The sequence below is a fragment of the Nocardiopsis mwathae genome, assembly GCF_014201195.1.
In the GTDB taxonomy this organism is placed as follows: domain Bacteria; phylum Actinomycetota; class Actinomycetes; order Streptosporangiales; family Streptosporangiaceae; genus Nocardiopsis_C; species Nocardiopsis_C mwathae.
In genome coordinates, this window is record NZ_JACHDS010000001.1 from 1,940,184 (window position 1) to 1,958,369 (window position 18,186).

18 protein-coding genes are annotated in these 18,186 nt (G+C 70.7%); 5 read left to right on the forward strand and 13 right to left on the reverse strand.

Annotated features, from left to right (window positions below; translation table 11 throughout):
* Positions 1-38: 38 nt before the first annotated feature.
* The 3 genes from HNR23_RS07970 to HNR23_RS07980 form a co-directional block, all read right to left on the reverse strand.
* Entirely contained in the window at positions 39-1,430 is a 1,392-nt protein-coding gene (locus HNR23_RS07970; protein WP_184074782.1) for an acyl-CoA synthetase, read from the reverse strand.
* Between the two features lie 105 nt (positions 1,431-1,535).
* On the reverse strand, positions 1,536-1,904 hold the full coding sequence (locus HNR23_RS07975; RefSeq protein WP_343070471.1) for a TetR family transcriptional regulator C-terminal domain-containing protein: 369 nt from the start codon (positions 1,902-1,904) through the stop codon (positions 1,536-1,538).
* 179 nt (positions 1,905-2,083) lie between these two features.
* On the reverse strand, positions 2,084-2,491 hold the full coding sequence (locus tag HNR23_RS07980) for a hypothetical protein (RefSeq protein WP_184074783.1): 408 nt from the start codon (positions 2,489-2,491) through the stop codon (positions 2,084-2,086).
* Positions 2,492-2,850: 359 nt separating this feature from the next.
* Here HNR23_RS07980 and HNR23_RS07985 point away from each other — a divergent pair, with 359 nt between their 5' ends.
* Positions 2,851-4,155 carry a helix-turn-helix domain-containing protein gene (locus HNR23_RS07985; protein WP_343070472.1) on the forward strand — a complete coding sequence of 435 codons (1,305 nt, stop codon included), beginning with the start codon at positions 2,851-2,853 and terminating at the stop codon, positions 4,153-4,155.
* A gap of 575 nt (positions 4,156-4,730) precedes the next feature.
* Here the strand turns inward: HNR23_RS07985 and HNR23_RS07990 are convergent.
* The 6 genes from HNR23_RS07990 to HNR23_RS08015 form a co-directional block, all read right to left on the reverse strand.
* Positions 4,731-5,291, reverse strand: a complete 561-nt coding sequence (locus HNR23_RS07990) for a GTP-binding protein (RefSeq protein WP_184074785.1) — start codon at positions 5,289-5,291, stop codon at positions 4,731-4,733.
* Between the two features lie 10 nt (positions 5,292-5,301).
* On the reverse strand, positions 5,302-5,661 hold the full coding sequence (locus HNR23_RS07995) for a DUF742 domain-containing protein (RefSeq protein ID WP_184074786.1): 360 nt from the start codon (positions 5,659-5,661) through the stop codon (positions 5,302-5,304).
* A 41-nt stretch (positions 5,662-5,702) separates the two neighbouring features.
* Positions 5,703-6,128, reverse strand: a complete 426-nt coding sequence (locus tag HNR23_RS08000; RefSeq protein WP_184074787.1) for a roadblock/LC7 domain-containing protein — start codon at positions 6,126-6,128, stop codon at positions 5,703-5,705.
* Positions 6,129-6,204: 76 nt separating this feature from the next.
* Positions 6,205-7,521 (reverse strand): ATP-binding protein, encoded by a 1,317-nt coding sequence (locus tag HNR23_RS27420; protein WP_184074788.1) that lies wholly within the window; start codon positions 7,519-7,521, stop codon positions 6,205-6,207.
* A 973-nt stretch (positions 7,522-8,494) separates the two neighbouring features.
* Positions 8,495-9,985: an ABC transporter substrate-binding protein gene (locus HNR23_RS08010; protein ID WP_184074789.1), complete on the reverse strand. Its 1,491-nt coding sequence runs from the start codon at positions 9,983-9,985 to the stop codon at positions 8,495-8,497.
* Positions 9,986-10,048: 63 nt separating this feature from the next.
* Positions 10,049-12,079: a hypothetical protein gene (locus tag HNR23_RS08015; protein WP_184074790.1), complete on the reverse strand. Its 2,031-nt coding sequence runs from the start codon at positions 12,077-12,079 to the stop codon at positions 10,049-10,051.
* 677 nt (positions 12,080-12,756) lie between these two features.
* On the opposite strand from HNR23_RS08015, the gene HNR23_RS08020 reads away from it, so the two are divergent.
* From HNR23_RS08020 to HNR23_RS08030, 3 genes are all read left to right on the forward strand, one after another.
* A complete protein-coding gene (locus HNR23_RS08020; RefSeq protein ID WP_221308489.1) occupies positions 12,757-13,989 on the forward strand; it encodes an aminotransferase-like domain-containing protein in 1,233 nt (410 codons plus the stop codon).
* Positions 13,990-14,045: 56 nt separating this feature from the next.
* Positions 14,046-14,996: a D-alanine--D-alanine ligase gene (locus tag HNR23_RS08025; RefSeq protein ID WP_184074792.1), complete on the forward strand. Its 951-nt coding sequence runs from the start codon at positions 14,046-14,048 to the stop codon at positions 14,994-14,996.
* A 195-nt stretch (positions 14,997-15,191) separates the two neighbouring features.
* Positions 15,192-15,641 (forward strand): nuclear transport factor 2 family protein, encoded by a 450-nt coding sequence (locus tag HNR23_RS08030; protein ID WP_184074793.1) that lies wholly within the window; start codon positions 15,192-15,194, stop codon positions 15,639-15,641.
* 70 nt (positions 15,642-15,711) lie between these two features.
* Here HNR23_RS08030 and HNR23_RS08035 read toward each other — a convergent pair whose 3' ends face one another.
* Both HNR23_RS08035 and HNR23_RS08040 read right to left on the reverse strand, forming a co-directional pair.
* A complete protein-coding gene (locus HNR23_RS08035) occupies positions 15,712-15,903 on the reverse strand; it encodes a DUF397 domain-containing protein (protein ID WP_184074794.1) in 192 nt (63 codons plus the stop codon).
* Positions 15,896-16,708: a helix-turn-helix domain-containing protein gene (locus HNR23_RS08040; protein ID WP_184074795.1), complete on the reverse strand. Its 813-nt coding sequence runs from the start codon at positions 16,706-16,708 to the stop codon at positions 15,896-15,898. The genes HNR23_RS08035 and HNR23_RS08040 overlap by 8 nt, the downstream gene beginning before the upstream one ends.
* Before the next feature lie 233 nt (positions 16,709-16,941).
* On the opposite strand from HNR23_RS08040, the gene HNR23_RS08045 reads away from it, so the two are divergent.
* Positions 16,942-17,226 carry a hypothetical protein gene (locus HNR23_RS08045; protein WP_184074796.1) on the forward strand — a complete coding sequence of 95 codons (285 nt, stop codon included), beginning with the start codon at positions 16,942-16,944 and terminating at the stop codon, positions 17,224-17,226.
* A gap of 164 nt (positions 17,227-17,390) precedes the next feature.
* Here the strand turns inward: HNR23_RS08045 and HNR23_RS08050 are convergent, their stop codons facing one another.
* Together HNR23_RS08050 and HNR23_RS08055 are read right to left on the reverse strand one after the other, a co-directional pair.
* A complete protein-coding gene (locus tag HNR23_RS08050; RefSeq protein WP_184074797.1) occupies positions 17,391-17,711 on the reverse strand; it encodes a helix-turn-helix domain-containing protein in 321 nt (106 codons plus the stop codon).
* Between the two features lie 117 nt (positions 17,712-17,828).
* Positions 17,829-18,182, reverse strand: a complete 354-nt coding sequence (locus HNR23_RS08055; protein WP_184074798.1) for a type II toxin-antitoxin system RelE/ParE family toxin — start codon at positions 18,180-18,182, stop codon at positions 17,829-17,831.
* Between the last annotated feature and the right edge of the window lie 4 nt (positions 18,183-18,186).

Here is an 18,186-nt window from a genome sequence, read left to right on the forward strand (position 1 = left end):
CTCGATACCGCCCTCTCCCACCGGGCGGCGCCGCGGTCTCAGCTCAGCAGCTTCTTCTGGATCTTGCCCATGGCGTTGCGCGGTAGCGCGTCGACCACCCGGACCTCGCGGGGACGCTTGTGGACCGAGAGGTGGGCGGCCACGTAGTCGATGATCCCCTGCGCCTCGATGCCGTCTCCCACCAGGTAGGCGACGATCCGCTGGCCGAGGTCGTCGTCGGCCTCGCCCACCACGGCGGCCTCCCGCACCGCGGGGTGCCCGAGGAGCACGGCCTCGACCTCGCCTGCGCCGACCCGGTAGCCGCCCGTCTTGATCAGGTCGGTCGACATCCGCCCCACGATGCGGTGCCACCCGTCGGCGTCGCGTACTGCCGCGTCGCCGGTGCGGAACCAGCCGTCGGACGTCCAGCCGGCCGCGGTCGCCTCCGGCAGGTCGAGGTAGCCGTCGAACAGGGTCGCCCCGCGGACCTGGAGCTCGCCCGCGCTCTGGCCGTCCGCGGGGACCGGCCGCCCGTCCTCGCCGCGCAGCCGCGACTCCACCCCCGCCAGTTCCGTGCCGACCCACCCGGTGCGCCGGGGCGCGTCCGCGCGCGCCCCCAGGGTGATCAGGGTTTCGGTCATCCCGTACCGCTCGACCGGGGAGAGCCCGACGGCCGAGCGCAGCGCGTGCGCCACCGGGTCGAGCAGCGGCGCGCTCCCCGACACGAGCAGCCGTGCCCCGGCCAGCGCCGACACGCTGCCGGGGTCGTCGGTGATGCGCGACCAGACGGTGGGGACGCCGAAGAGCAGCGTGCCCCCGGCCCGTGCCGCCGCGGCGTAGGCGGCGGGGGTGGGCCGGACGGTGTGTACCAGCGGGCTGCCCACCCGCAGCGCCCCCAGCACGCCCAGGACGAGGCCGTGCACGTGGAACACGGGCAGCCCGTGCACCAGCACGTCGTCGGGGGTCCAGGCCCACGCGTCGGCCAGGGCGTCGAGGTCGGCGGCGATGGCCCGTCGCGATACGACCACCCCCTTGGGTGGTCCGGTGGTCCCGGAGGTGTACATGATCAGCGCCGTGGCGTGCGGGTCGGGCTCGGGCACGGTGAAGGACGAGCGGGCGGCGCCGTCGACGGGGACGACCGGCAGTTCCACCCCCGGCTGCGGCGCGCCCAGCCACAGCGCCGCGCCGGAGTCGCGCAGGATGTGTCCGCGCTCGGCCACACCGGAGTCGGCCGGGACCGGGACCACCGGCACTCCGGCCTGCAGGCCGCCGACGACCGCGACGACCGTCGACAGGCTCGCCTCGCCGTGGACCGCGACCGCCGGGGCGCCGGCGATCCGCTCGGCCACGGCCGCGGCGGCCGACCACAGTTCCTCTCGGTGGAGGCCGGCGTCGCCGAACCGCACCGCGGGCAGACCGGTCGGTGCGGCCGCGCCCGAACCCAGCAGCATGATCCGGTCCTCTTTCCTGCGTCGTGTCGTCTGCGGCCCGTGTCCGGGGCCTCGGCAGGGCCACGCTAGCCCACCGGCCGCCCCGGCCCAGGCCGGGGGCAGCGGTCAGCGCGGGGTGCCGGTGTCTGCGGTGTCCGCCGGGCCGAAGAGGAGGTCGAGGTGGTAGCGCAGGATCTCCGCGGCGGCTTCGGGGGCGCGCTGGCCGACCAGGACGCTGGTGCCCAGGCCGTGGTTGACGGCGATCAGGCGGGCGGCCTCGCGGTCGGGGTCCAGGTCGGCGGCGAGTTCGCCCTCGGCCCGGGCCTGGCGCAGTACGTCGGCGAGTCGGCGCTCCAGCCGGTTGGGCCCCTCGACGAACGGCTGGTCGGCGAGGCCCTGGTCGGTCATGGCCAGCACGGCATAGGAGGTCCACACGAGGTGGAAGACACGGCTTCGCACGTCGGTCGGCAGCGCCTCGGCGAGGAACGCCTCCACGTATGAGCGCGCCGAGCAGGGGCGGGGCGATTCCGCCAGCCGCGCCGCCCACCGCCGCCCGACGGTCGGGCCCTCGCTGGACCTGATGCCCTACGACGTCGATGAGATCGTCGCGGAGTGGCGCGAGCGGCACCGGGGCTGAGCCGGAGCGCCGCGGCCCGGGTGTCCCGCCCGTCGCCCTACGCCGAGGGCGCCTGCGGCCGGCAGCTGAAGCAGTTCATTCGGAAGACCTCCTCGCCGTCGACCGTGCCCAGGTACTCTCCGGGCAGGCTGGCGTCGCCCGGCTCCTGGTGCGCCAACCGGTCCCGGTCGATCGATCCGACGAAGCGGGCCTCGCCGTCGGCGTGCGTGACGCCGATGCACTCCACGACCAGGTCGGCGGGTTTGCCGATGTTCGGCTCGCACTCCAGCCTTCCCTGGATGGGGTGGCCCTTGCGGGCGAAATGGTCCTGGGCCTCCTTGCGCATCAGCGCGGCCGAGAGTTCACCGGTGACCCGCTTGAACTCCACCAGTTCCGAGGCGCACCCCGGCAGCAGCAGGGCTGCGGCCAGCGCGATCGCCGCGGTGGATGTGCTCCGGCGTCCCATGGGCAGATCTCCGATCCCGGCCGTGTCTCGGGCGTGCTCCTTCTGCTCGCTGCGACCTCTCCGCGCTGCCTCGCGCCCCCCTCCAGGGCACAGCGGCCAATGCGTAGAGTACACGAATGGTGATTCTAAGTAACGGCACGAATGCGTAAGCCCTCCTCATGGCCGACGATGCCATTGCTCGGACCTGTCCGGATCCGGGGATCCGCCTCCTTCCCATACCCGGCGAATATCGCCATTGCCGGCATAACTCTCCGGGATCCCCCGCCGATCGGCAGCGGGCTTCTCAGTTTCGGTTGATCTCCACCGCGACCCACACAAGGATGAAGTGATCCGCCCTACCAGTGAGGTCAATGGTCCCTGTGGCGCCGACACGGCTTGACACCGCCCTCCCCGCCGGCATCGATGCGCGGGAGTACGCACGACTGCTCCACCGGGTCCACGAGGCCACGCTGTCGGGGTCCGCCCCGCCCGCGCGGCTGCGTCCCGTCATCGAGGAGTCCTGGCAGCGGATGCGTCGCCATCGCATCGACCCCGACCACTGCAAGCCCGCCATGGCACTGCGCCGCGAGGAGGTGCAGCGCCACCGCAACGACTCGCCGCTGGCCGACCTGATGCCGCTGCTGCGCCAGTCCCTGGTGCCGGTGGCCGAGGACGCCGGGCACGTCATGGTCGTCGCCGACGACAAGGGCCGCGTGCTGTGGCGCGACGGCCCCCGGGAGATCAGCAGGGTCGCCGACGGGGCGGGGCTGATCGTCGGCGCGGCCTGGGACGAAGGATCGGCCGGGACCAACGCCATCGGCACGGCACTGATGGTGGGGCGCCCCGTCCAGGTCTACTCAGCCGAGCACTACGTGCGCGGCCTGCACTCGCTCACCTGTGCCTGCGCCCCCATCCGCGACCCCCGCGACGGCCGCCTCGTCGGAGCGATCGACGTGAGCGGGCCGGCGTCCACCGCCCACCCCTCCACCCTCGCCCTGGTCGACGCCGTGGCCCGCTTGGCCGAATCGCGGTTGCGCTGCATGCACCACGCGCATCTGGAACGCCTCCGCTCGGTCGCCGCACCTCTGCTGGCCGGGATGTCGGAGAAGGCGCTCGTGGTCGACGACGAGGGCTGGACGGCGGCCGTGGCCAACATGGAACCGGTGCGCCGCATCCCGCTACCCAAACGCGGCGGGCACGACCGGGTCTGGCTGCCCAAGCTGGGGGAGTGCCGGATGGAGCCGCTGCCCGGCGGGTGGCTGGTCCGCCCCACCGACGCGGAGTGCGCACCGGCCATGCGCGCCTGCCTCGACCTCACCTCGCCGCCCGCCGCCACCATCACGGTCGGAGGCCCGAGCGGTGAGTGGACCCAGCGCCTCACCGTCCGCCACGCCGAACTCCTCTTCCTGCTCGCCCGGCACCCCGACGGGCGCAGCGCCGCCCAGCTCGCCGCGGACCTGTTCGGCGACGAGGACCGGGTGGTCACGGTCCGCGCCGAGATGTCCCGGCTCCGCCGCCACCTCGGCGGGATCGTGGCGAGCCGCCCCTACCGGTTCAGCGAGAACGTCGACGTCACCGTGCGCGCGCCGCGGGACGCCATGGACCTCATGCCGACCTCCCACGCTCCCGGGATCCGCAGGGCGCGCGCGGATCTCGATCCCGGCGAGGACCTGATCCCCGGCTGAGGGCGCTCCCGGTGCCCGGCATCGCCCCTGGCGTCACACGAGTATCCTCCGCAACCGTGCGATGACCCTCGGTCAGCATGTTGCAACGTTCTGCAACCTTTGCCGGTCGCCCGTCCATGCGATGGACTGGTCCCACGTCGACGGGGGGTCGGCTCCGACCACGTCCGCCGGTGGTCCGCGCATTGGGGGAGCGGGGGTCGACCGCAAGGCGGACCGTCCAGCGGCGGCCCGAGGGCGATGGGGAATACCTCGGGCCGCCGCACCCAGAAGTCTCCGTGGTGAGGTCCCGCCTCCGGGACTCCGGCGCCCTCGCCGCGCGGGACCGGTACCCGGTTGGACGGGGCCGGGTAGCGGGACTGGGTCGGCCGGGCCCGGGTGTGCAGGTTGATGGGCGGCCCGGCCACCGAGGACGACGCCCTTCGCCTCCGGGGCAAGCCGACCGGCGGCGGAGGGCGTGTGAGTCCGCCCACAGCGACCACCGGTCCGGCGAACGGGCCCGCGCGACGTGCGCGGGCCCGTTCGCCGGACCGGTGAGAAGGAGCGATCGGGCCGCCCCTCCCCCGTGCGGGCGGCGGTCAGCCGACGAGTTCGGTGTCCTTCGGATGCTCCAGGGCGTGCCGCAGCAGCGCCATCAGGACACTGCCGCACGACTGGGTGTCGCGCGCGTCGAAGTCGACGATCTGCACGTCCGGGCCGACCTCCAGGGCTTCTCGCACCTGGTCGATCGAGTAGTCGAGGTGGCCGTCGAACCTGTTCAGCGCGACGATGTAGGGGATGCGCTGGTTGGTCTCGAAGTAGTCCACCGCATCGAAACTGTCGGCCAGACGGCGGCAGTCCACCACCACGACGGCGCCGACGGCACCTCGCACCAGGTCGTCCCACATGAACCAGAAGCGTGACTGTCCGGGCGTGCCGAACATGTACAGGATCAGCTCCCGGTCCACGGTGATCCGCCCGAAGTCCATGGCGACCGTGGTGGTGGTCTTGAAGGGGGTTGCGGTGGTGTCGTCGTGTCCCACGCTGGCCTCGGTCATGATGGCCTCGGTGGCGACCGGCGGGATTTCGGAGACCGAGCCGACCAGGGTCGTCTTCCCGGCCCCGAAGCCGCCGGCAATGACGATCTTGGTCGATAGCATCGACCTGCTGTCACTGGAAGAGTCGTTCGAGACCACGAAGAGCCCTCTCGAGAACCTGGTTTTCGGACGGACTGTGACCGGTAATGGTCGGGTGGATGTACACGAGGTCTTGATCGGCGAGGTCGCTCAGCAGAACCTGGGTGACGCCCAGCGGGATCTTCAGCTCCGCCGACAGCTCCGCCACCGACCGCGCCGTTCGGCACAACTCGAAGATGTTGCGCGCCTCCGGCATCATCGACGACGGCGGCTGAGTTCCGGGATCCGCGATCGACACCAGCGTCTGCACCATGAGCGGATGCCGGGATCTGGTCCGCCCGCCGGTGAAGGTGTAGGGGCGGATGCGGCCGCTCCTTCTCCTGCGATAGCTCATGTGATGGCAACCTCTTCACGGATGATTGACGACGGCTGGGGCTAGTTGCCGACCACTTCGCGGAGCTCGGAACGCAGCTGGGGGGTGAGCACGTGGGCGGCGCTCTCCACGAGCAGCGTCATCTGGTAGGCGACGATCCGCATCTCGGCATCGGGGGAGGTGAGCACGGCCAGGGAGGAGCCGTCGCTGATCGCCATCACGAACAGGTGCCCGCGCTGCATCCGCACGATGAGCTGCTCGCAGTTGCCTCGGGAGAACATCCGGGCGGCGTTGTGGGCGAGGCTGTGCAGGCCGGTGGCGATGGCGGCGAGCTGTTCGGCGTGCTCCATCGGGAAGGCGTCCGACGCGGTCAGCAGGAGGCCGTCGGAGGAGACCACGATGGCGTGCTCGACGCCGGGGACCTCTTCGACGAAGTTGGAGACGAGCCAGGCGAAGCTCTCCGCATTCTCACTCAGCTGGCGATTCATTCTTCAGACACCCTCTTCTCAACTAGGGACCGGTGGGGAGTGGGACATGCGCCCTGTTCACAGATCGACATCGCGGTCACAGGTCGTTCTTTCCGGAGGCCGCCTGCTCGCCTTGGACGAAGCCGTCGAGGTCGGCACTGATCCGCGCGGCCCGCTCCTCGGAATCCGCCGGCGGCGGGGCCGCGGCGTGTTCCGCCGGCGGCATGTCGTCCAACCCCTCGACCCCGTCGACCAGCCGCTGGGCGGTCTGGGACCGGTTGGCGGTGCGGCGGGGCAGTCCGGCGGAGGTGACCGGTGACCGATCGCCGTCGGCCTGCGGCGCGTGGCGGCCGGTGGGGGACGACGGGGGGCCGCCGGGGGACACGAGTGCGGGCATCGTGGGCCGCGGCTCCTGCGGGGCGGGGGCGCCGTAGGGGGAGGCGGCGCGCAGCAGCTCGGTCGGCACGATGACGAACGCGCTGATGCCGCGGAACGCGCGCGACTCCAACTGCACCTGGAACCCGTGCTGCTGGGCGAGCAGGCTGACCACGTACAGCCCCATGTGCCGGATGACCTGCTCGTCCAGCACGGGTTTGCCGGCGAGCCGGTGGTTGAGGTCGGTGATCTGCTCCTTGGAGATGCCGATGCCCTCGTCTTCCACGGCGAGCAGGACCCGGCCGTCGGCCATCCGCTGGCCGCTGATGACCACCTGTGCGTGTGCCGGGGACTTCGCGGTGGCGTTGTCGAGGAGTTCGGCGAGCAGGTGGCTGAGGTCGTCGGCGGCCGAACCGGCCAGCGCGGTGGAGGGCAGGCGGCCCACCTGCACGCGGTCGTAGTCGCTGATCTCGGAGATGGCGGCGCGGGCCACGTCCAGCAGGGGCACGGGGTCGGTGCGCGGGTCGTCGATCTCCTGGCCGGCCAGGACCAGCAGGTTCTCGCCGTTGCGGCGCATCCGGGTGGCGAGGTTGTCGATCTTGAACAGCCGGGCCAGCAGGTCGGGATCGTCGCTGGTCTCCTCCAGGTCCTCCACCACGGCCAGCAGCGAGTCGATGAGCGTGAGGTCGCGCATCGCGAGGTTGGCCAGCGTGTCGGTCATCAGCCGGGCCTGGCGGGCCGCCGCGGCGTCGATCGCCGTCCGGTCGACCGCGGGCGCGCGCTGGACCGCAGGCTCCGGCGTCCCGTGAATTGCGCCACCGGCGCCCTCAGGTGCCGGCGCCGCCCGCCGGGTGTCCGGCTCGGTCCGCGGCTGCGGTGCCGCAGGGGCACGCTCACCGGCAGGAGGGGATGGCGCGGGCACCGGTGCGGCGGGGGTGGCGGCGCCGGGAGGGACCGCGGCGGCGGAGGGCGGTGCCGCCGGGGGAGGGGCGGGGGGCGTGTCGGCTCTGGGCGCCGTGCCCGGCTGGGCGGGGATCACGGGCGGGGTCCGCGGGGTGGAGGGGGAGGGGGCCGAACCCCCGAGCCACGACAGGAAGCGTCGAAACCGGCCCCTGCGGGCCTCGCCCTTTCTCCTCGTGTCGGGTGCTTCCTCCTTCCCCGGAGGCTGTGTTCGGGGCTGGTCGTCGCGACCGGCCGATGACGGCACTTCTGCCACGGCGCATCTCCTTACTCGGGGCTGCCCCGCTCAGAGCGGTCCGCTGACTCACCGCTCCGGCGGCGGTATGCCGCTGTTGGTCTGGGGCCGCGGATGGCAACCGAGTCGAGCGTCACCGCGGCACTGGTCGTACTGGTCGGTCCTTCTGGTCGGCTAGGGGGTCACTGGTCGTTGTCGGACATGCGGACGGAATGAATACGGAGGGCACCGTAAAGTGCCCGCCGATGGTGCGGAGAACCGTGCCGGTGAACACCGGCGGACGGCTTCCGCGGCGGCGGGGAAAATGTTCTGGGGGATATCGGACGCCAGGTGCGACGCATGATCGGAAACCCGAAACTTCGCCTTACCTGGAATTCCAGATCGACGTGCACCAATACGGCGGCCGACGTGTTCTCGCCGCCCGGCCCGTTAACGGCCGAGAAGGAAGATGCTCGCCTCCAGCTGTCTGATCGGCCCGTGCGGCGCCGACGCCGAACCAGGGGCTCCTTCCCCGGTCGCGCCGGGGACGTTCGATCCCGTCACCGCAACACCTAACGTCTGAGACTGCACGAGAATCCCTCGTCACGCGGTCCCTGGCCGCTGAGGCGGCCAGGCGGTCCGCACCGAGGAACCGGTTGTTCTGCGCCTGCTGTTCTGCGTGGCTCAGAACAGTACTCCGGCGACAGGTACTCGCTCAGGCGTTTCCGTATATTTCCGGGGCCGATTCGCCGGTCCGTCCCTGAATCGATCCGGGGAACCGTCATGGCCAGGTATGACGATTGCGGGGAAGGGCAGAGGGGCGAGATCGTGGCCCGCACTATTCCAGCGGGGTGATGTAGGGCTCGCCCTCGGCGGCCCGGATGGATTGCGGACCGGCCACCTCGATGACCGGGATGACCTTGCCTCCGGGATTGCCGCCGCGCGTCTGGCTGAAGCTCAGCGTTCCACTGGCGCCGGGCACGCTGTGCTCGGTCTGGAGCAGGAGCAGCGCGTCCAGCACGTGCGACGGGAGCAGCTCCTGTCCCTCGGCCGGTTGGGCGATGCGGATCGCGCCGACCGCCGTCGCCATCGCGTCGTGGTGCATGACCGCGTACCCGTCGGCGAGGGCATCGCCGCTGCGGCCGGAGAAGTCCTCGTAGGCGGCGAGGAAGGCCGGGAAGTGCTCGGGCGCCGCGTCGAGATCGCGCGACCAGCCCGGATCGGTGGCCGACGCGTAGGCGATGGTGATGTTGCCGTCCTCCAGTTGCGCCAGCGCCTCCTCGTCCTCCAGGACGGACAGCCCCGTCACCGAGAAGACGAGGGTCAGCGGTTCGTCCCGGCAGACCCGAACGGACAGCGCGTCGACGAGTCCGTGCAGGTCGTGCGTGCGTCCGGCATAGACGACCACGTCGGGGCCGGCGGTGCAGATGTTGCGCGTCACCGCGTCGAACAGCCCCGCGCGCACATCATCACCCATCGTCGACCCGCGGAACGGCTGCGGCGGGAACCGCAGCAACTCGGGAAGTTCACGCTCGTAGGCCGTGCGCAGGGTGGAGACGAACAGGTCGGGTTCGTTGGAGTCGTAGACCAGGATGCCCGACTCCAGCTCCTCGCGCTCCTCGATGTAGGCGCGCAGCGCCGTCACGTAGTCGGTGTTGCTCGGCGAGGCGCGCAGCAGGCCGGGGATCGCGTCGTGGTCGAGGCCGTCGGCGGTCACGACGGCCGACACCATCGGGATGTCCTTCGCGGAGAAGTAGTGGGCCGCGTCCGCGGTGGCGGTGATGCTCACCCCCATGCCGATCACCGCGACCAGGGGGGCCTCATCGTCCGCGGTCATCTCGGCGAGCCGTCGGGCGACGGGCTCCCACTGCTCCTGGCGGCTGCCCTCGTTGGCCAGGTACAGCTGCACCAGCGGCAGCCGGTCGCCGAACTCCACACCGTGGTTGGCGCGCATCTGCGCGACGTAGGCGCCCTCCAGTGCGCTGCGCACCCGCGAGGCGTCCAGGGGGCTGACGTCGGTCGGCGTCAACGTGGTCAGCAGCGCGACCCTGACGTGCGGCCGGCCCTGCTCGGCGACCCGGTCGTTCTCCGCTTTGATCCGCTCCTGGATCGCGTCGAACCGCTGATCGAAGACGAAGGCCCCGTCGGTGACCCCGACGCACTCGCCGTCGACGAGTGCTATCCCGGACCGGGGACCACCGCACATCCAGGCGGGATAGGACCACACGCCGATCCCCGCCAGCACGACGAGCGCCATCGCGATCGCGGCCCGCCGCAGCCAGGTCCGCCGCTGCGGGGGAGTGGGGGTGAAGGGGCTGGGGGCGTTCATCTTCCGCGCTTCTCCTCACGCGTGTCGGGGTGGCGGCCGCGGCGGGTCGGGGAGGCGGGCGGCTCACGACCACAGGCGGGCCAGCCGGTCGTGCTCGTCGGCAGCCTGGAACAGTTCCGCCGAGCCGCCCGGGGAACCCAGCGCCAGGGAGCGGTAGTCGGCGGCGATCCGCTCGTGGAGGTGGCGCCGCCCCGGGCCGGTCATCGGGTCGGCGGCCAGCCACAGGGCGGCGACCAGCCGCCGGGTCTCGATGCGGGCGGCGCCGGGGCTCGCCGGTCCGCCCTCCTCGGCGGCCCGGGCCAGCAGGGTGTGTACGTGCTCGATGGGTGCGGGCCGGTCCAGCGCGACATCGGCGCGGGGAGCGCGCGTCACGGCGGTCAGCAGCTCGTTCCAGGTGCGGGGCGCCGCGCCGTTCACCGCGGGCTCGCCGCCGACACCGGCGAACCGTTCCTCCAGCGCGTCGGCGACGCGGACCAGGTCGCCGAGGGCCAGCGTGTAGTACAGCTCGCCGACGGCATCGCCCCGGCGCCGGGCCTCCGCGCACAGCCAGCCGAAGACCCGGGGCCAGTTGGTCTTGGTGTTGGGCCCGCGCCGGGCCAGCCGTCGCAGCAGGAGGCGGTGGAGCAGCGCCTCCCCGCCGTTGCCGTGGGCGAAGTGCGGGGCAGGGCGCCGCAGTTCGGCGCGGTCCCGGTAGGCGGGCTGGACCAGCCGGCTCTTCTGCGCCAGCCGTAGCGCGTCGGCCCCGGTTCGGGCGGCGGCGCAGGTGGCCATCGCGTGGATGAGGCCCTTGGGGGCGGAAACGCCGCCGGGCAGGCCGATCAGGTCGCCGAACAGCTGCGTCTCCTCCTGGGCCGTGGGGAACGCGGCCGGGTCGTCGACCCCGGCCAGGACCCGGCCCAGGCTCTGGTGGGGCGGCATGCGGTCGATGGCGTCGAGCAGCCGCCGCGTCGACCCGGGGTGGCCGCCGGTGAAACCGCGGATGATCCTGTTGGCGTGGCGGTAGGTCTTGTGGCCGACGCCCCGGACGGCCATCAGGGTGTCGGTCTCCTCATCGGTGAGATCGCCGAGCCGATACCGGGTCCAGTCGGGAGGCCGGTCGCCGGGGCGGGGACGGGGGCGGACGGCCTCGACGGGGTCGTCGGCGCTCACGGTGACCGCGGCCTCGTCGGACAGCGTCCACAGCAGCGGACCGCGGCTGGTCGCCACGATGGTCAGTGCCCCGTCGCGGTCGTCGACCTCGGCCCTGCGGCGGGCGCGGGCGAGGTGTTCGAGCAGGGTGCCGCCGGGGGCGTCGTCGGCGTTGTCCAGCAGGACGACCGGGGTCAGCAGCCAGGAGGCCGAGCGCCCGCCGTGTGCGAAGGCGTCACGCAGGTCGGCGAGGAAGGCCGCGCAGAGCACGTCGACGGCGCGCTCGCGGCCGCCGTGGCGGTGCGTCGCGTTCCACTGCTGGTTGAGCTCCACCAGCGCGTCGACGGGGTCGTCGGCGCCTCCGGCGTCACGGTGCCGGTACCAGTCCTGGTGGCGGCCGAGGAAGGGGCGGCTGCTCAGTGTCCAGGAGGTCAGGGCGCCCACGGCGGTGGCGACCGGTCGGCGCAGCGCCCGCGAGGCGGGATGCCCGGCAAAGGGAACGGCGGACACGACATCGCCCGCGGTTTCGCCGAGGAGTTCTTCGACGCGGTCGAGCTTGCGGTGTTTCTTGATTTCCGCGATGACGCGTTCCCGCGCACCATTGCGGTCGGTGTGGCCGAGGTCCAGCCGCAGAACCGATTGGCCGATGATCAGCCGGGGAAAATGCAGGCGGCCGTAGTTGGGGGTGTGACGGCTCAGACCGAAGGCCAGGGCGGAGAGCAGCTGGGCCGCATCTGCCTGCGGGCTGTGCCGGACATCGATGTGGGCGTGGGGCACCTGCTGGTGCAGAAGCCCGGAGACGTGGTCCAGCAGGGCGGTCTTTCCGATGCCGTGCATGCCCTCGAACACCAGGATCGGCCGCCGCGCGCCCGTCGGCGTCCCCTCCGGCCCGGGGCGCGTCATGAGGTGCCGAATGGCCGCGATGGCATGTTCGCGCCCGACGATGCCTCTGCCGTCCGAATTCACCACCTCCTCATTTGCCTTGTCCGTATCCCGCGTGAACGTTCGATAATAACGATGGCGGGGGTGAATGTCCGCGACGTATGCGAATTTGGAATGATCAACACCTGCTTCGATCCTCCGACCTGCGGTGATCTGTGGATCGGTGTCCGCATCCGGTCGCCGACTCCCGTGCGGCAGGTCGGCGGGTGGAATTTCGCGGATTCGCCAGGTCGAAATGCGCGATCCCGAGCCGAAGGGAAAGAATGAGCCCCCTGGCGGCACAGGAGGCGATTCTCTCCCCATCCGTCGCGAGCATCCGCTCTCCGCTACTTCTCCGGCCCCCTCCGCGCGTCGGTGGCCGCCGGCGCGACGCCGAGCCGCGCGGGGCCCCGTGGCGGGCCCCGCGCCGCGGCGGCTGGACAGGGGCGCATACACTGAACCGTGACCATTGCGCCGCCTGAGGCCGGTGATCACGCGGGTGCCGTCCGACCCGCCGGGATGACATGCGGTGACGAACGTCGCGAAAGCGCACGGTTGCGAACCATCACCGCCGTCCGCGCGTCTCACATGTCATCAATCCAACGTCGAACCAGCGGAGGTGGATCGTGTCCCAAGATCCCCGAGAACCCCACCGGCAGCCCTCGACGCAGGGCTCGCGGATCGACCCCTACGTCGGCGCCTACGCCGCACGGGCCCAGGGGATGGTGGCCTCGGAGGTCCGGGCACTCTTCGCCGTCGCATCGCGCCCCGAAGTGGTCTCCCTCGCGGGCGGCATGCCCAACGTCGGCGCGCTGCCGCTGGACCGCATGGGCGAGATCGTGCAGCAGGTCGTCGCCGAACAGGGCGCCACGGCGCTCCAGTACGGCTCCGCCCAGGGCGACCCCGTGCTGCGCGAACAGATCTGCGAGGTCATGGGCCTCGAAGGCATCGAGGCCGACGCCGACGACGTCATCGTCACCGTCGGCTCCCAGCAGGCCCTCGACCTCGTCACCCGCGTCTTCGTCGACCCCGGCGACGTCGTGCTGTGCGAGGCGCCCACCTACGTCACCGCCATCAACACCTTCGCCGCCTTCCAGGCCGACATCCGCCACGTCGCCATGGACGAGGACGGCGTGCTCCCCGAGGCGCTGGAGGAGCACCTCACCCGGCTCGCCGCCGAGGGGCGCACGGTCAAGTTCTTCTACACGATCCCCAACTTCCAGAACCCCGGCGGCGTGACCCTCACCGCCGAGCGCCGCCGCCGCGTCCTGGAGATCTGCCGGCGCCACGGCCTGCTGGTGCTGGAGGACAACCCCTACGGCCTGCTGCGCTATGAGGGCGAGCCCGAGCGCCCGCTGCGCGCGGATGCCCCCGACAACGTCATCTACCTCGGCTCCTTCTCCAAGACGCTGTCCCCGGGCTTCCGCATCGGCTGGGCGCTGGCGCCCTCCGCGGTGCGCGCCAAGCTCGTACTGGCCGCCGAGTCCGCGATGCTCAGCCACTCCACCTTCAACCAGATGGTGGTGGGCCGCTACCTGTCCACCCACCCGTGGCGGGAGCAGATCAAGGACTTCAACGAGATGTACCGGGAGCGCCGCGACGCCATGTTCGGCGCGCTCGACGCGCTCATGCCGGCCGGGACCACCTGGACCCGCCCCGAGGGCGGCTTCTTCGTCTGGGTCACCCTGCCCGAAGGGCTCGACGCCAAGGCCATGCTGCCGCGCGCCGTCACCGAGCGCGTCGCCTACGTGCCGGGCACCGGTTTCTACGCCGGCGACGAGGGGCACCGCAACATGCGCCTGTCGTTCTGCTACCCCACCCCCGAGCAGATCCGCGAGGGCGTGCGGCGCCTCGTCGGCGTGATCAAGAACGAGATGTCGCTGCGTGATACGTTCGGCAGCACGTCGGTCCCGCCCACCAGGGGCAGCGACGCGCCGACGCCCGACATCCCCTGACCCGCGAGGCGGGATCCGCCGTGGTGGCATCAGCAGGACAGAAAGAAGGCAGGACCGTGGCCGATCTCGACCGTGTGCTCGTACTGGCGGGCGGAATGTCCCCCGAGCACGAGGTCAGTGTGCGCTCCGGGCGACGCGTCGCCGAGGCGCTGCGCCGCCTGGACATCGAAGTGCAGGTCGCCGACGTCGACTCCGCGCTGCTGGGCATGCTGCGCAGCGACCCGCCGCAGGTCGTCTTCCCGGTGCTGCACGGCGCGGCGGGCGAGGACGGCGCCATCCGGGAGATCCTGGAGTTGAGCGGCGTCCCCTACGTCGGCGCGCCGCCGCAGGCGTGCCGGGTGGCCTTCGCCAAGCCGACGGCCAAGGCGCTGGTCGCCGAGCAGGGCGTGGCGGTGCCGCGCGGGGTGACGCTGCCGAAGTCGGCCTTCCACGACCTGGGCGCTCCGGAGCTGCTGGAGCGCATCGTGGCGACGCTGGGGGAGTCCCTGTTCGTCAAGCCCGACCAGGGCGGTTCGGCGTTCGGCGCGATGCCGGTCGACGCGCCCGAGGCGCTGTCGGCCGCACTGGTGAGCTGCTTCGCCTACGGTGACCACGCGCTGATCGAGGAGCGTGTGCGCGGCACCGAGATCGCGGTCGGCGTCCTGGACACGGGCGACGGACCGGTGGCGCTGCCGCCGGTGGAGATCGTGCCCGACGGCGGAGTGTACGACTACGCGGCGCGCTACACGGCCGGCCGCACGGAGTTCTTCTGCCCGGCCCGCCTGGACGAGGAGACCGTGCGCGCGGCCTCGGAGGCCGCCCTGACGGCGCACCGGGCACTGGGCCTGCGCGACCTGTCGCGCACCGACCTCATCGTCGACGCCGAGGGCGTCGTGCGTTTCCTGGAGGTCAACGTGGCTCCCGGGATGACGGAGACGTCCACCTTCCCGATGGCGGTCGAGGCCGCCGACCGCGACTTCGCCCTGACCTGCCGCGAACTCGCCCACCGCGCCCTGCTGCGCGGCTGATACCGGCGGCACCGATTCCACGGGCTGGTCGGTGGCTCTGCAGAGCCACCGACCAGCCCCTTTCGTATGCCGCGCCCCAACCTCCCGCCAGCCGGAGGAAAATTCACCCTGGACTCCCCGTACGACATACCGTACAGTGTACGAGCCAACGCGGTCGAACGGGCGTGCCGCATAGCGCTACTGGAAAGGTGGGGCATGACATTCTCGACCGGGGCTCACGGAATCACGACCGGCTACACGCCGACGGAGGAGGACCTGAGGAGCCTCGGATCCTGGTTCGCCCGCTACGACGAGCGCGCCGATGCGGGCGAGGCCGAGGGCATGGTGGACATGGGCATGTTCCCGATGAACCTCGTCAGCGACGACTCGGCCGGCAACGGCGTCGCCGCCCAGTGGAGCCGCGAGCAGTACCTGCGGATGCTGACCCACCAGGTTCCCGAGGAAGGCACGGACCTCACGACCGAGTCCGTCCGCACCCCGGTGTTCCTCAGTCCCCAGCTGGCCGTGGTGTTCACGGAGGCCACCATGACCGTCAACGGCGAGACCATGAAGATGCACTACGCCGACGTCCTGGTGAAGTCCGACGGCGACTGGGCCTACCAGACCATGGTCCAGGGAGGCTGGGGCGACGCGATGAAGGGGTAGTAGGGCCGATGAAGACGTGCTCCAGGGCATCGCCCTGGAGCACTGTCGTATCTGCGGGGGATGGGGAGGGCTAGACGAGTTCTCCGCGCTTGAGGCCGTCGACGAAGGATCTCCACTCACCCGCCCCGAACGCAAGCGATCCGAGGTGCCGGTGCTGGGTGTCTCGTACGAGCATCGTGCCTGGGGCTTGGCCGACCTCGACACAGTTGGCGCCAGTCGTGCTGCTGTAGCTTGACTTGCGCCATTGCCGGGGGTCATACATTCGAGTGCTCTTTTCGTATCTGTTTCATGAGCTCTATCGAGGCGCTTGGGGGAAGCGCCTCGGCTTGCAGGTCGCCGAACCACGTTAGGAGCTGCTGGATCTGCTGCGGCTTGCTGACCACGGTCTCCCCGAAGCAGTGCTCCACATGCGCTACCTGCCTGCTGGCTTCTAGGGTCATCACACGGAAGGCGCCCTGAATCAAGGGGCGCCCCGGCGCGAACTGGGGCACCACGGATATGTGTATCAGGGGCCTAACGCTGAGGGACAGCAGATGGTCCAACTGATCGACCATGATTTCAGGGCTTCCGATGACCTGACGCAAGGTCCGCTCATCGATCACGAAGTAGAGGGTGGGGGATCGGTGTAGCGCGTCGAGGCGAGACGCCCTGGCAGCCACCTTCTCCTCGATATGTTCGTCCGGTGCCCCAGGCTCATGGCGTCGATAGATGGTGCGGATATACAGCGGAGACTGGAGCAAGCCTGGGATCGCTTCACTGGCCCGCTCGCGGATCACATTCGCAGCACGTTCAAGGCTGATGAAATGCTTCCACTCATCAGGTATGTCCCGGACCTCGCAAATCTGTTCCCAGAACTGCGTCAGTACGCCTCCGGTGCATAGGTACTCATCGAGAGTGACTGCTTGCTCCCTCGATGGGGTTCGTGTCCCTATTTCGAGCTTTCCGATCTGCTGTCGCGATACAAGCAGCTCGCCTGCGACCTCCCCCTGCGTTCGCCCAGCTAGCCTACGGAGTTTCCGTAGCCTCTTTCCCCACTCGTCCCATCCTGACCTGACTGTTTCTGCCATGCACCAAGGATGAACCAGGCATGCCCCAGCGTGCATCCGGTTCCCTTTGAAGCGCCAAGAATGTAGCGGTTATGGCAGGTCGTTCTTCCTCCCGGCATCTTGGTTTCAGGCGCTAAGAAAGGAGCTGGGATGGAAGTCAATCGGCCGCCGAGGGTGCGGCCTTACGTCCCTCACATGGTCCTGATAGCGGGACGCGTCATCGCACTGCGAATCACCGGGCGGCGGTGGGGCTAGTGTCCGCATCGGCTACATGGGTCACTCGCTCCGGGATCACGACCCTCACGCGGGGCCGAGTCCGGATCACCTACGACCGCTACGCCGCCGAAAGCCGATGCTGGTCGGTGTACTTCGACGGTCGGCCCGCCGCCGAGCGCGTCGGGATGGACTCCGCCCACTGGGCCCTCCTCATCAACGGCGTGCCCACCATGATCGAGGCCGTCGACCTGCTCAACGCCGCCAAGGGCGACCAGAACGCCCGCCGACGCCTCAAGAGCCAGAGCGCGGACAGACGACGCTAGTGGTCCACCACCTCTTCCCTCCCCGCATCACCGGCCACGCGCACCTCAGGAACACGCGTGGCCGACCGGGGAGGGGAGCCGGGCAGGGCCAGTGAGGGCTTGGTCCAGGCCCGGCGCCGGGTGCCCCCGAGTCCGGGGAAGCAGCGGGGCACCCGGCTCCACTCCTAGCGTGCGGCAACCTCGCCGACGCCCTCCGCGGAATGCTTGGACGTCAAGACCCCGAAACGCAGCCGCCATCCGACGGCCCGCGCGTACCGCTGGATGGTGCTGATCCGCGGATTGCCGCCGATTCGCTCCAGATCGGAGACCACCGACTGCGTCGTCCCCATGCGCTGGGCGACATCGCTCTGGCTGAGCCCTCCCTGCTTGCGGAGGCTGACGAGGGCATCGATGAGGTTGGCGTACTCGCGGGCGTCCTCATCCGCCTGCTTCTGCCGCGGGTCGTCGGGGTCGACGCCGATGTGTTCGTATAGGCCGGTTCCCATGCTGGTGGCTCCTTGTCGGCCTCGGGCCCGCCCCAGGCCATGGCCAGACGTCTACTGGACCTGGGCAGGCTATGGGAGATTATCGCCTATAGGCGATGCTGTCTGCAAGGCGGGCCGTTATTCGTGATTGCGGCGCCTCCAGTCGCTGAGTCGGTCGAGCGCGAGCTGGATCGCCTTGGGCTCTGTCTGTCGTCTCTTCTCGAAGAAGTGCAGTGCCAACAGCACGACCCCGCAGGCGACCTCTGCGTACACGACGCGGAAGATCCGGTGGTCCCCGTCGGGCCTTCCTTCGAAAACACCGTCCCGTAAGGCTTTGACGTCTCTTGGGTAGGTCGACCTCTCAGCTATGCGCTGGAGGAGCAGTTCGAGGCGGGCGAGTTCGCTACGGCTCAGACGTGCGCGCTTGATATCGTCGGCGATCTTGTCCCGCCCTGCTGGGCTGGAGTAGAACTCCCACCGTCGCCCTGTCATCAGA